The organism is Streptomyces olindensis (genome assembly GCF_040645895.1).
GTDB lineage: Bacteria > Actinomycetota > Actinomycetes > Streptomycetales > Streptomycetaceae > Streptomyces > Streptomyces olindensis.
Genome location: NZ_JBEYZD010000001.1, coordinates 91,988 through 104,923 on the forward strand (window position 1 = coordinate 91,988; position 12,936 = coordinate 104,923).

The 12,936-nt window shown below is 72.7% G+C and carries 11 protein-coding genes; 5 read left to right on the forward strand and 6 right to left on the reverse strand.

Annotation, left to right across the window (positions count from 1 at the left end):
• The first annotated feature begins 164 nt into the window (after window positions 1-164).
• Window positions 165-1,577 (forward strand): cation:dicarboxylate symporter family transporter, encoded by a 1,413-nt coding sequence (locus ABZ948_RS00460; RefSeq protein WP_359755915.1) that lies wholly within the window; start codon window positions 165-167, stop codon window positions 1,575-1,577.
• 76 nt (window positions 1,578-1,653) lie between these two features.
• Here ABZ948_RS00460 and ABZ948_RS00465 read toward each other — a convergent pair whose 3' ends face one another.
• Window positions 1,654-2,103, reverse strand: a complete 450-nt coding sequence (locus tag ABZ948_RS00465) for a MarR family winged helix-turn-helix transcriptional regulator (protein ID WP_359755916.1) — start codon at window positions 2,101-2,103, stop codon at window positions 1,654-1,656.
• Window positions 2,104-2,190: 87 nt separating this feature from the next.
• Between ABZ948_RS00465 and ABZ948_RS00470 the strand changes: the two genes are divergently transcribed.
• Together ABZ948_RS00470 and mltG are read left to right on the forward strand one after the other, a co-directional pair.
• Window positions 2,191-3,993, forward strand: a complete 1,803-nt coding sequence (locus tag ABZ948_RS00470) for an ABC transporter ATP-binding protein (protein ID WP_359755917.1) — start codon at window positions 2,191-2,193, stop codon at window positions 3,991-3,993.
• Window positions 3,994-4,036: 43 nt separating this feature from the next.
• Window positions 4,037-4,876 carry an endolytic transglycosylase MltG gene (mltG, locus tag ABZ948_RS00475; protein ID WP_359755919.1) on the forward strand — a complete coding sequence of 280 codons (840 nt, stop codon included), beginning with the start codon at window positions 4,037-4,039 and terminating at the stop codon, window positions 4,874-4,876.
• Window positions 4,877-4,893: 17 nt separating this feature from the next.
• On the opposite strand, the gene ABZ948_RS00480 is transcribed toward mltG, so the two are convergent.
• The 5 genes from ABZ948_RS00480 to ABZ948_RS00500 all read right to left on the reverse strand — a co-directional run bounded on the left by ABZ948_RS00480 (window position 4,894) and on the right by ABZ948_RS00500 (window position 8,908).
• Window positions 4,894-5,970 carry an NAD(P)-binding domain-containing protein gene (locus ABZ948_RS00480; protein ID WP_359755921.1) on the reverse strand — a complete coding sequence of 359 codons (1,077 nt, stop codon included), beginning with the start codon at window positions 5,968-5,970 and terminating at the stop codon, window positions 4,894-4,896.
• Window positions 5,971-6,009: 39 nt separating this feature from the next.
• Complete coding sequence (locus tag ABZ948_RS00485) at window positions 6,010-7,038, reverse strand: ABC transporter substrate-binding protein (RefSeq protein WP_359755923.1); 1,029 nt, start codon at window positions 7,036-7,038, stop codon at window positions 6,010-6,012.
• Window positions 7,039-7,088: 50 nt separating this feature from the next.
• Window positions 7,089-7,829: an ABC transporter ATP-binding protein gene (locus ABZ948_RS00490; RefSeq protein ID WP_359755924.1), complete on the reverse strand. Its 741-nt coding sequence runs from the start codon at window positions 7,827-7,829 to the stop codon at window positions 7,089-7,091.
• A complete protein-coding gene (locus tag ABZ948_RS00495) occupies window positions 7,802-8,671 on the reverse strand; it encodes an ABC transporter permease (protein WP_359755926.1) in 870 nt (289 codons plus the stop codon). Before ABZ948_RS00495 ends, ABZ948_RS00490 begins: the two co-directional genes overlap by 28 nt.
• A 153-nt stretch (window positions 8,672-8,824) precedes the next feature.
• On the reverse strand, window positions 8,825-8,908 hold the full coding sequence (locus ABZ948_RS00500) for a putative leader peptide (RefSeq protein WP_313884353.1): 84 nt from the start codon (window positions 8,906-8,908) through the stop codon (window positions 8,825-8,827).
• Window positions 8,909-9,030: 122 nt separating this feature from the next.
• Between ABZ948_RS00500 and ABZ948_RS00505 the strand changes: the two genes are divergently transcribed.
• Together ABZ948_RS00505 and ABZ948_RS00510 are read left to right on the forward strand one after the other, a co-directional pair.
• Entirely contained in the window at window positions 9,031-9,453 is a 423-nt protein-coding gene (locus ABZ948_RS00505; protein ID WP_037761876.1) for a secondary thiamine-phosphate synthase enzyme YjbQ, read from the forward strand.
• A gap of 165 nt (window positions 9,454-9,618) precedes the next feature.
• Window positions 9,619-12,876 (forward strand): SpoIIE family protein phosphatase, encoded by a 3,258-nt coding sequence (locus ABZ948_RS00510; protein WP_435857434.1) that lies wholly within the window; start codon window positions 9,619-9,621, stop codon window positions 12,874-12,876.
• Window positions 12,877-12,936 lie beyond the last annotated feature (60 nt).

A 12,936-nucleotide genomic window follows, 5' to 3' on the forward strand; every position in this document is an offset into this window, starting at 1 on the left:
TGACGCATGTGACATGCGTCACTTAGGTCGCTTTTACATGGCTGAAACCTTGCGGTCTTGTGCGCGATCAAGACAGCCTCCAGAGTGATCGGTCACGGAAGCCGCTTTCCGTATCGCAGAAGTCCCCTCCGGCTTCTGTGTAGTCCGTCCCCCAAGGAGGCCCCGTGCCACCCTCCGTACCGTCCCTGCCGCGACGCGTCGCACGCACGCTGCGTACCTCACTGTTCGCGCAGGTCCTGTGCGCGCTCGTCCTCGGAATCGTCGTCGGGAAGCTGTGGCCGGAGACGGCCACGGCTCTCCAGCCGCTCGGCGACGGTTTCACCCGGCTCATCAAGACGGTGATCTCGCCGCTGGTGTTCTGCGTGGTCGTCGTCGGCATCGCCAAGGCCGGTGACCTGAAGGCGTTCGGCCGGATCGGGGTCAAGGCCCTGATCTGGTTCGAGGTCGCCTCCACGGCCGCCCTGGTCATCGGCCTCGTCGCCGCCAACGTCGTCGGCCCCGGCAAGGGCATGAACGTCGACCCCTCGTCGCTCGACGCCTCCGCGGTGAACGAGACCACGGGCGGCGGCCATCTGCCCTCGACGACCGAGTTCGTCCTGAACGCCCTGCCGCAGAGCTTCATCGGCGCCTTCGCCGACAACGAGCTGCTCCAGGTGCTCATCCTGGCCTGCCTGGTGGGCGCGGCCCTGCTCCACCTCGGGCACACCAAGGTGCCGAAGGTCCTGCCCGCGATCGAGCAGGCCCAGGAGATCATCTTCGCGGTCGTCGGCTTCGTCATGCGCCTCGCCCCGCTCGCGGTCTTCGGCGCCATGGCCCACCTCGTCGGCAACTACGGGCTGGGCGTGATGAAGACGTACGCCAAGCTCATCGTGCTCTGCTACGTCGCGGCCGCGCTGTTCATCGCGCTGCTCGCCGTCGCGCTGCGGTTGGTGACCGGGCTCAGCCTGTGGAAGTTCCTGCGCTACATCCGCGAGGAGATGCTGCTCGCGCTCGGCACCGCCTCCACTGAGTCCGTCATGCCGCGCGTGATGCAGAAGCTGCGCCGGGCGGGCGCCCGCGACGACGCCGTGGGCCTGGTGCTGCCCACCGGCTACTCGTTCAACCTCGACGGCGCCTCGCTCTACCTGTCCATCGGCACCCTGTTCATCGCCCAGGCGGTGGGCGTCGACCTGACCCTGGGGCAGCAGGTCACCGTGGTGCTGGTGCTGATGCTGACCAGCAAGGGCATGGCGGGCATCCCCGGCTCGGCGTTCCTCGCCCTGGCCGCGACGGCCTCGTCCCTGGGCGCCATTCCGGCCGGCGCCGTCGCCCTGCTCCTCGGCGTGGACCGCATCATGGACTCGATGCGGGTCGTCACGAACCTGCTGGGCAACTGCGTGGCCGTCTTCGCCGTGTCCCGCTGGGAGGGGGCGCTGGACATCGCCCGGGCGAAGAAGACGCTCGACGGCGAGGAGACGGACCCGTCCCAGGACGGCGACGGCGACGACACTCCGGCGGTCGAGCCGACCATGGCCGAGACCCCGGCGCCGGGCATCCCCGCCCAGAAGCCCAAGGAGCCCGCTCCCGAAGTCGGTTGACCGAAAACGAACGGGCCGCGGCCGCCGCTCCATCACAGGGAGCGGCGGCCGCGGCCCGTCGTGCGTCCCCGGGACGTCAGCAGGAACGCACCGGCGTCCCGTCGATCAAGGTGTCCAGCAGCCCCCCGAGCGCCTCGCGCTGATCCTCCGTCAGCGGCGCGAGGATCTCCTCCGCGGCCGACCTGCGCGCCGCCCGCAGCTCGCGCAGCGCGCCCCGGCCGTCGTCCGTGAGCTCGATGCGGATCACGCGCCGGTTCGCCGGATCCGGTACCCGCCGCACCTTGCCGCTCGCCTCCAGGGCGTCGACCAGGGTCGTCACGGCCCGGGGCACCACCTCGAGGCGCTCGGCCAGATCCGCCATGCGCGGCGGCGAGCCCCAGTGCGCCAGGGTGCGCAGCAGCCGGGACTGGGCCGGCGTGATGCCCAGCTCGCGTTGCTCCAGATGGCGCTTCTGGATGCGCTGCACCCGGCGGGTGAGCCGGAGCAACTGCTCGGCGAGCAGGCCGTCGGTATCGGGGGCGGTCATGCGGGAACAATATCAGGATGCAGTTCATTGTGAGTATAGGTAACAATGAGCTGCGATCCGACCCGCCGCACCCCCGCGAAGGAGCCCATGCACCCCGACCACGAATCCCCCTGGACCCCGCCCGCCGGCGCGAAGGAACAGCCCCGGCAGGTCCGCCGCATCCTCCGGCTCTTCCGCCCCTACCGGGGCCGCCTCGCCATCGTCGGCCTGCTGGTCGGCGCCTCCTCGCTGGTCTCGGTCGCCACGCCCTTCCTGCTGAAGGAGATCCTCGACGTCGCGATCCCCGAGGGGCGCACGGGCCTGCTCAGCCTGCTCGCCCTCGGCATGATCCTCAGCGCGGTCCTCACCAGCGTCTTCGGCGTCCTGCAGACGCTCATCTCCACGACGGTCGGCCAGCGCGTCATGCACGACCTGCGCACGGCCGTCTACGGCCGGCTCCAGCGCATGTCCCTCGCGTTCTTCACGCGCACGCGCACGGGCGAGGTCCAGTCCCGTATCGCCAACGACATCGGCGGCATGCAGGCCACCGTCACCTCCACCGCGACCTCCCTGGTCTCCAACGTCACCAGCGTGGTCGCCACGATCGTCGCGATGCTGGCCCTCGACTGGCGCCTGACCGTCGTCTCCCTGCTGTTGCTGCCGGTGTTCGTGTGGATCAGCCGCCGCGTCGGCAACGAACGGCGGAAGATCACCACCCAGCGCCAGAAGCAGATGGCCGCCATGGCCGCCACGGTCACCGAGTCGCTCTCCGTCAGCGGCATCCTGCTCGGCCGCACGATGGGCCGCTCCGACTCGCTGACGAAGTCCTTCGCCGACGAGTCCGAGGAACTGGTCGACCTGGAGGTGCGGTCCAACATGGCCGGCCGGTGGCGCATGGCCGTCATCACGATCGTCATGGCCGCCCTGCCCGCCGTCATCTACTGGACCGCCGGCATGGCCCTCCAACTGGGCGGGCCCGAGGTCTCCATCGGCACGATCGTCGCCTTCGTCTCGCTCCAGCAGGGCCTGTTCCGCCCGGCCGTCAGCCTGCTGTCGACCGGTGTGCAGATCCAGACCTCGCTCGCCCTGTTCCAGCGCATCTTCGAGTACCTCGACCTGCCGGTCGACATCACCGAGCGCCCGGACCCCGTCCGCCTCGAACAGGTCAGGGGCGAGGTCCGCTTCGAGGACGTCTCCTTCGACTACGACAGCGAGGGCGGCCCCGTGCTCGACGCCGTCGACCTCACCGTCCCGGCCGGCGGCAGCCTCGCCGTCGTCGGCCCCACCGGCGCCGGCAAGTCCACGCTCGGCTACCTGGTGCCCCGGCTCTACGACGTCACCGGCGGCCGCGTCACCCTCGACGGGGTCGACGTCCGCGACCTCGACTTCGACACCCTGGCCCGCGCGATCGGTGTCGTCTCGCAGGAGACGTACCTCTTCCACGCCTCCGTCGCCGACAACCTGCGCTTCGCCAAGCCCGACGCCACCGACGAGGAGCTGTACCAGGCGGCGAAGGCGGCGCAGATCCACGACCACATCGCGTCCCTGCCCGACGGCTACGACACCGTCGTCGGCGAGCGCGGCCACCGCTTCTCCGGCGGCGAGAAGCAGCGCCTGGCCATCGCCCGCACGATCCTGCGCGACCCGCCGGTCCTCATCCTCGACGAGGCCACCAGCGCGCTGGACACCCGCACCGAGGCCGCGGTCCAGGACGCCATCGACGCGCTGTCGGCGAACCGCACCACGATCACCATCGCCCACCGGCTCTCCACCGTGCGCGGCGCCGACCAGATCGTGGTCCTCGACGCGGGGCGGGCGGTCGAACGCGGCACGCACGAGGAACTGCTGGAGCGGGACGGCCGGTACGCGGCGCTCGTACGCCGGGACGCGCAACTGGAACCGACAAGATGAAAATATGCCGGGTTTATGACGATATGCGGGTTACCGTGCCCGCATGCAGAACAACACTCCGCCACGGAGCACGATTCGACTGACGCGCCGCGGCCGTATCGCCCTCGTCGCGACCGGAGCCGTCGTGGTCGGCACCGCCGTGGCGGTGCCGCTGCTGACGCTGGCGCCCGAGGAGGACAGCCGGCCCACGACCCTGGTGATCCCCGAGGGCTGGCGCGCGAGCCAGGTCTACGCCGCCGTCGACAAGGCCCTCGCCCTGCCCGCCGGCAGCACGAAGAAGGCCCTCGCGAAGGCCATGCTGAAACTGCCGAACGACGCCGAGGGCAACCCCGAGGGCTACCTCTTCCCGGCGACCTATCCGCTCCAGGAGAAGGCCACGCCGGAGAAGCTCCTGGCCCTGATGGTCGACACCGCGAACGAGAAGTTCAACGGCGCCCCCATCGCCGCGGGGGCGCAGCGCAACGCCATGAACGTCTACCAGGCGGTCACCATCGCGAGCATCGTCCAGGCGGAGGCGGACACCCCCGCCGACATGGGCAGGGTGGCCCGGGTGATCTTCAACCGCCTGGAGCGCGGCATGCCGCTGCAGATGGACTCCACCCTCAACTACGCCCTGAACCGCGCCACGCTCCGCACCACGGCGAGCGACACGCGCATCGACAGCCCCTACAACTCGTACCAGCGCATGGGACTCCCGCCCACGCCCATCGACAACCCCGGCGAGGAGGCGATGCGCGCCGCCGTCAACCCGCCCCCGGGCGACTGGCTGTACTTCGTCACCGTCAAGCCGGGCGACACCCGCTTCACCGCGGACTACCGCGAACACACCCGCAACGTGGCGGAGTTCAACGCCCATCGGAAGAGCACGGCCGAGCGCTCCTGAGGGGCGCGGGCGGTGCTCTACGCCGCGGCCGGTTCCCGGTCCAGCAACCGCCTGATGTCACGGACGGCCGCCCGGCCCGCACGGTTCGCCCCGATCGTGCTGGCCGAGGGGCCGTAGCCGACGAGGTGGACGCGGGGATCGGCGGCCGCGTGCGTGCCCTCCAGGCGGATGCCGCCGCCCGGCCCGCGCAGCCGCAGCGGAGCCAGGTGGTCGATGGCGGCCCGGAACCCGGTGGCCCACAGGATGACGTCGGCGTCGACGTGCCGGCCGTCGTGCCATGCGACCCCGTCCGGGGTGATCCGGTCGAACATCGGCTGCCGGTCCAGCACGCCGTCCTCGATGCCCTGCCGGATCGCGTCGTTCAGCGGCAGCCCCGTCACCGAGACCACGCTGCGGGGCGGCAGTCCCTGCCGCACCCGCTCCTCGACGAGCGCGACGGCCGCCCGGCCCGCGTCCTCGTCGAACGGGCCTTCCCGGAAGACGGGCGGACGCCGTGTCACCCATGTGGTGGCCGCGGCGTACGGGGCGATCTCCAGCAGGTGCTGGGTGCCCGAGGCGCCGCCGCCCACCACCACGACCCGCTGCCCGGCGAACTCCTCGGGCCCGGGGTACTGCGCGGTGTGCAACTGCCGCCCCCGGAACGTCTCCTGGCCCGGATAGCGCGGCCAGAACGGCCGGTCCCAGGTGCCGGTCGCGTTGATCAGCGCCCGCGTCGACCACACCCCGTCCGAGGTCTCCACCAGCAGCCGCCCGCCGGTCCCCTCGCGCACGGCCCGGACGTCGACGGGCCGCCGCACCCGCAGGCCGAAGGTCCGCTCGTACCGGTCGAAGTACCCGCCGATCACCTCGGCGGACGGCCGCGCCGGGTCCGCGTCCGTCAGCTCCATCCCCGGCAGCGCGTGCATCCCGTGCACCTTGCCGTAGGTCAGCGACGGCCAGCGGAACTGCCACGCGCCGCCCGGACCGGGGGAGTGGTCCAGCACGACGAAGTCGCGGTCCGGCTCGAAACCGGATCGCCGCAGGTGATAGGCGCTGACCAGACCGGCCTGACCAGCGCCTATGACGACTACCTCGACCTCGCGTGTGTTGTTCACACTTCTACCAACCGCGCGACGGTCGTGGATCTTCCCGCTCTACGAACCCTCCGAAGGCCGTGCCGCAGAGGTCGACGGCGGCAGGTCGCCGTTGAACCGGGTGTCGGTGAACTCGGCGAAGTCGACCTTGCGGGGGATGAGCTTCAGCGCCGTGAACGTGTCGGCGATCTCCTGCTCGGAGGCGATCAGCGGCTTGTCGACGGCGACCGCTATCCGGGTCGTGTAGGTGCGCTTGACCGCCGCCAGCGCCACGTCCTCGGGGAGCCCGGTGTCCTTCGCCCAGACCTCGGCCCACTCCTCCTCGTGGTCGTACACCCAGGTGTAGGCGCGCCGCAGCCGCTCCAGGTAGTCCTTGACGGCCGCGGCCTTCTTGGCGTCCTTCAGCGCGGCCGGGGCGGCGACCTGGAAGGTGAGCCCGTTGGTCACGCCGTCGCCGTCGGTCAGGACGCGGCCCTGCCCGGCCTTGAGCACCTGCGAGGTGTACGGGTCCCACACCGCCCACGCGTCGACCTTGCCGGAGGTGAACGCCGCCAGCGCATCGGCCGGCTGGAGGTACTTGACCTTGACGTCGCTCAGGCTCAGCCCGGCCTTCTTCAGGGACGCGACCAGCTGGAAGTGCGCGGAGGAGCCCTGCGCGACGGCGACCGACCTGCCCCTGAGCTGCCCGGGGCTCTTCAGGGTCGAGTCGTTCGGGACGAGGATGGTGTCGCCCTTGGACGTGCCGTGCCAGGCGGCCACGACCTTGATCTTCGAACCCGCCCCGGCCGCGAAGACCGGCGGGGTGTTGCCGACGCCTCCGATGTCGACGGCGCCGGCGTTGACGGCCTCCAGCAGGGGCGGCCCCGAGGTGAACGTCGACCACTTGATCTTGTAGTCCAGGTTCTTCAGTTCCCCGGCGGCCCGCAGGATGGCCTCCGAACCGCCCTTCTGGTCACCGACCTCGATCGTCACCGGGCCTTGGCCGTCGGTGCCGCCGTCCGGCGTACTGGCGGCCGAGTTCCCGCCGCAGGCGGTGAGCAGCAGGGCGAGGGGGAGGAGCAGGGCGGCGGGGACGAGGCGTCGTCGCATGGCGGTTCCGTTCGTGTGGGTCGTGAGTTCGAGGGTCGTCAGGGGGGAGGTCAGGCGGCTTCGGCGGCCGTGGCCTCGACGCCCAGGCGTTCGAGGAGTCCGGCGCGCAGGGCGGCGAAGCTCGGGTCGGTGATGTCGCGGGGGCGGTCCAGGTCGACGCGCTGCTCGTGGGCGATGACACCGCCGTCCATCACCAGGACGCGGTCGGCGAGCAGCACGGCCTCCTCCACGTCATGGGTGACGAGGAGCACCGCGCAGCCCCGGCGCTGCCACAGCTCGCCCACGAGCCGCTGGGCCTTGATGCGGGTGAGCGCGTCGAGCGCGCCGAACGGCTCGTCGAGCAGCAGCAGATCGGGCTCGCGCACCAGCGCGCGGGCCAGCGAGGCGCGCTGGGCCTCGCCGCCGGAGAGGGTCTTGGGCCAGGCGTCCGAGCGGTGGCCGAGGCCGACCTCGTCCAGGGCCCGCTCGGCGACGCCGCGATCGGGCTTGCCGGGCAGGCCCAGCAGGACGTTGCGCCACACCTTCTTCCACGGCATCAGCCGCGGGGCCTGGAAGGCGACGGCCTTGCGGCGCGGCACCAGCACGGTGCCCTCGATGTCGCGGTCGAGACCGGCGAGGATCCGCAGCAGCGTCGACTTGCCGCAGCCGCTGCGGCCGAGCAGGGCCACGAACTCGCCCGGCCGTACGTCCAGTCGCAGGTCGTCGATGACGGCCCGGCCGTCGAAGGAGCGGGTCAGCCCCTGGACATGGACCGCCTGGGGGGTCACCGGCCGGTGAACGTCGGTCGCCATTGCAGCAGCACCTTTTCGAGAGAGCGGACGATGAAGTCGGCGAGCAGGCCGAGGAAGGCGTAGACGACCAGGCAGACCACGATCACGTCGGTCCGCAGGAAGTCCCGGGCCTGCACCATGAGGAACCCGATGCCGGAGTCGGCGTTGACCTGCTCGGCGAAGACCAGCGCGAGCCAGGCGATGCCGAGCGAGTAGCGCAGGCCGGTCATCGCGCCGGGCAGGGCACCCGGCAGCACGACGTGCCGCACGAGCCCCCACCGCGACAACCCGAGGGACTCCCCGGCCTCGATCAACTGGGCGTCCACGCCCCGGATCCCGGCGTAGACGTTGAGGTAGAGCGGGAAGGTCACGCCGAGCGTGATGATGGCGACCTTGGGGGCCTCGCCGATGCCGAACCAGATGATGAACAGGGGGATGAGACCCACGAACGGCACGGTCCGCAGCATCTGCACGGGCGCGTCGACGAGGTCCTCGCCGATCCGGAACAGCCCGGAGACCAGGGCGAGTCCCGTCCCCACGACGAGGCCCAGCAGCAGTCCGGCGGCGACCCGCTGCAATGAGGTGCCCATGGCCGCGGGCAGCGAGCCGTCGGCCACCATGTCCCCGGCGACCCGGGCGATCCGGCCGGGCGAGGCCAGCACGTCCGGGGGCAACGCCCCGGTGCTGCTGAGGAGTTGCCACAGTGCCAGCAGCAGGACCGGGCCGGTGGTACGGCGCAGCCAGCGGGGGACGCGGGCGCGGCGGGAGGAGGCGGGCACCAGGGGCTGGAGGTCGAGATCCGCGCCCGACACGGGCGACATGTCGGGTGGGGAGGAAGTGGGCGGCGCATGACTGATGCTCATGGGGGCTCCACGGGAGAAGAGCGAGGGCCGGGGTGAGGGCACACCTCCACGCCTCGCCGGCGCCGCGCCGAGGGCCGGATCAGGACCGATCAGCGGGCAGGCGCGACGGGGGCGAGGAAGAGAAGGCGAAAGAGGTGAAGCGGGGGAAGGGCGTCAGCGGCCGCGGCGACACGCGGCGGAGGCCACCCGCAGCAGGTCGATGTGACCGCGCGTGGTGAGCAGGGCTGAACGCAACATGCGCCCGAACCTAGCCAGCCGGCATGCACACGGTCAACGGGCGTCTCGGCCAGTGGACTCGGTGTCCGTACACGGTCCGGCGCATCCCCGTCGAACCCGGCGGGTGCGTCAGGATGGAGGGCATGTCAGATGCCTTCACCACCCGAGTCCTGAACGTCACCACCGGTTCCACGGAGAGGGTCGTCGACATCACCGGCGACTGCGAGTCCTTCCTGCGCGAGGCGGCCGCCGGCCGCGACGGCCTGCTCAACGTCTTCGTGCCGCACGCGACGGCCGGGATCGCCGTGCTGGAGACCGGCGCCGGCAGCGACGACGACCTGCTGGCCGCGCTGCACACGCTGCTGCCCGCCGACGACCGCTGGCAGCACCGGCACGGCAGCCCCGGCCACGGCCGCGACCACGTCCTGCCGGCCCTGGTGCCGCCCCACGCGACCCTGCCGGTGCTGGGCGGCCGCCTGGAGCTCGGGACGTGGCAGTCGGTGTGCCTGGTGGACACCAACAGGGACAACCCGGATCGCAAGGTGCGGCTGAGTTTCCTGGGGTGAGCGCGGTCCGCCCGGTCCGGCCCGCCCGGCCGCCGGTCCCCGGGCGCTCCGGCACACCGTGACGCGTGCCCGTAATGCCCGTATCCTCATCAATGCAAGATTTTCCTCCGACAAGCAGGAATTCTTCCGAGCACCGGATGGTCGCGGGGACAAGTGAGGCGGAGCGTGGTTCGGTCCGGCGAGGAACCCCAGCCGGCGGGTCGTGCGACTGAGGGCACGGGGCCCGCCCGTCTTCGCGCGCGGTTCCTCCAGGGCGAGCCGGTCGAGGAGGGCGTGCGGGCGTCCATCCTGAACTCGTGGCGGCGCTGCCGGTCCCTGGGGCTGTCGCCGGACGGGGCCGACCTGCCCTACCGGGACGACTTCGACCCGGGCGGCCGCATCGTCCGCGCGGCCGTGCCCGTGCTGGACCGGCTGCAGGCCACGTTCTCCGGCAGCCAGGTCAACATCTCGGTCGCCGACGCGAACGGAACGGTGCTGCTGCGCCGCTTCGGGGACCCGTCGATGGCCCGGCGCCTCCCGGCGATCCAGGTCGTCCCCGGTTTCGTCTTCGCGGAGCAGGTCGCGGGCACCAACGGCATCGGCCTGGCCCTCGCCGAGCGGCAGCTCATCCGCGTCTACGGCGCCGAGCACTTCGCGGAGCGCTCCCAGCAGAACGCCTGCGTCGCGCTGCCCGTCCGGGACCCGCTCAGCGGGCGCATCGAGGGCGTCCTGTGCTTCGGCTACCCGCGCGGCTTCGAGCAGCCCGGGCTGGGCGCCACCATCCGCAGGGCGGCCGAGGTCATCGAGCGACGGCTGCTCGGGCAGAGCTCCGCGCACGAGCGCGCCCTGCTGCGGGCGTACGCGGCCGGCGGTGCGGAAGCCGCCGGGCTGCGCCGCGGCGTCGCGAGGGAGGCGACGGCGGACGCGTTCCACCCGCGTGACCGGGCGATCCTGCTGGAGAAGGCCGCCGAGCTGATCTCCCGCGCGCAGCGGGCCGCCGTCGACGTGACCCTGCCCGACGGCCGGCGGGTGACGCTCGTGAGCCGTCCGATGACGAGCGCCTCCGGGGTGCGGGGCTTCGCCGTGGAGGCCCTGCTGCCCGGCGCCCCGGCGGGAGCGCCCCTCGTCCTGCCCCATCAGACGGACACTGTGCCGGACCTGGCCGCCCTCTCGGCGGCCCCGCTGCCCGCACGGCCGTCGCTCACCCTGCCACCCGGGCACCTGGCCCCCGAACCCGGCGTGGCGATCGCGGCCGACGGCGTGCGGGGGCCGGCCGAGCGGGGCGACAGCCCCAGGGCCGACAGGGACCGGGGTACCGCCGGGCCGGCGGAGTCCGGGACAGCCGCCCCGGGCCGGGGCACCGCCGAGCCGGGTGCGGCCGTCTTCCCGGACGGACCGGGCGGGGGGATCGCCGAGCCGGACGAGACCGTCACCCCCGACGGCGCGGGAGCCGTCGAGCCGGACGAGGCCGTCACCCCCGACGGTGCGGGAGCCGTCGAGCCGGACGAGGCCGTCACCCCCGACGGCGCGGGAGCCGTCGAGCCGGACGAGGCCGTCACCCCCGACGGCGCGGGAACCGTCGAGCCGGACGAGACCGTCGCCCCCGACGGCGGCGGGGACCCCGCCCGGCCGCAGCAGACCGTCACCCCCGGGGGCGACCGGGGCGCCGCCCGGCCGGGCGGGATCCCCACCCCCGACGGAGGCCGGGACGTGGGGGAGGAGCGTGCCGGCTCGCCGTTCCCGGCCAGGGGGCTGCTGATGGTGGGGGAGCCGCACGTCGGGGCCTACGCCCTGGCCGCGCGCCGGCGCCTGGAGCTGCTGTCCGAGGCCAGCGCCCGCATCGGCACCACCCTGGACGTCCGCCGCACCGCCGAGGAACTGGCCGAGACGGCCGTCCCGCGCCTCGCCGACTTCGTCACCATCGACCTGCCCGACGCCGTCCTGCGCGGCGAGGAATCCGCCGACCCCCTCGCCGACCTGCGCCGCACGGTCGTCCACGGCATTCGCGAGGGCCTGCCCTTCACCCCGGCCGGCAAGCGCATGGACTTCGGCCCGACCGCGCCGCAGCTGCGCTGCCTGACCAGCGGCGAGGCGGTGCTGGAGCCGGACCTGGAGGCCGCCGCCGGCTGGCTCGCCCAGGACCCCGAGCACACCGCGCGCCTGCTGTCCCACGTCCACTCCCTCATCGCCGTGCCCCTGCTCGCCCGCGGTGTCGTCCTGGGCATCGCCAGCTTCTACCGCGCCGGGGGCTCCTTCGGGGACGACGACCGCTCGCTGGCCCAGGAGCTCGCCACCCGCGCCGCCCTGTCCATCGACAACGCCCGGCGCTACACCCACGAACGCACCATGGTCTTGGCCCTCCAGCGCCGCCTGCTCCCGCACGGCCTGCCCGACCAGGACGCCGTCGAGGTCGCCCACCGGTACCTGCCCGCCGAATCGGACGTGGGCGGCGACTGGTACGACGTCATCCCCCTGTCCGGCGCCCGGGTCGGGCTCCTCGTCGGCGACGTCGTCGGCCACGGCATGCTCTCCGCGGCCACCATGGGCCGCCTGCGCACCGCCGCACGCAGCTTCGCCGAGCTGGACTTCCCCCCGGACGAGGTCCTCACCCACCTGGACAACCTCGTCGGACGCCTGGACCGGGAGGACCCCGACGGCAAGGGCGCCGGCGTCATCGGCGCGACCTGCCTGTACGCCGTCTACGACCCGGCCGCGCAGCAGTGCCTGATGGCCCGGGCCGGGCACCCGCCGCCCGCGCTCGTCCACCCGGACGGCACCGTGACCTACCCCGACCTGCCGGCCGGGCCCCCGCTCGGCCTCGGGGGACTGCCCTTCGACACCGTGGAGGTCGACCTCCCCGAGGGCAGCCAGCTGGTCCTCTACACCGACGGCCTCATCGAGGACCGGCACCGCGACGTCGACGTCGTCCTGGAGCAGCTGCGCGCGGCCCTGGCCCATCCCGAGCGCGCCCCGGAGGAGACCTGCCAGGCGGTCCTGGACACCGTGGCGCCCGCCCACCCGCACGACGACATCGCCCTGCTCGTCGCCCGCGTCCACGCCCTCGACCCCGAGCGGATCGCCACCTGGGAGCTGTCCGCCGACCCGGCGCTCGTCGGCGAGGTCCGGGCCTCCGCCATGCGGCGCCTGGCCGACTGGGGGCTCGACGAGACCGCGTTCGCCGCGGAGCTGATCCTCAGCGAGCTGATCACCAACGCCATGCGGCACGGGGCCGGCCCCATCCGGGTGCGGCTGCTGTACGGCCGCACCCTGATCTGCGAGGTCTCCGACGCCAGCAACACCGCCCCCCACCTGCGCCGGGCGGCCAGCACCGACGAGGGCGGCCGTGGCCTGTTCCTGGTCGCGCAGCTCTCGCAGAGCTGGGGCACGCGCTACCTCCCCGAGGGCAAGGTCATCTGGGCCGAGTGCGGGCTCGACGCGGCCTGACATCCGGCCGCCGCAGCGCGGGCACACCGCACCTGAAAGATGCCCGAAATGCTGTAATTT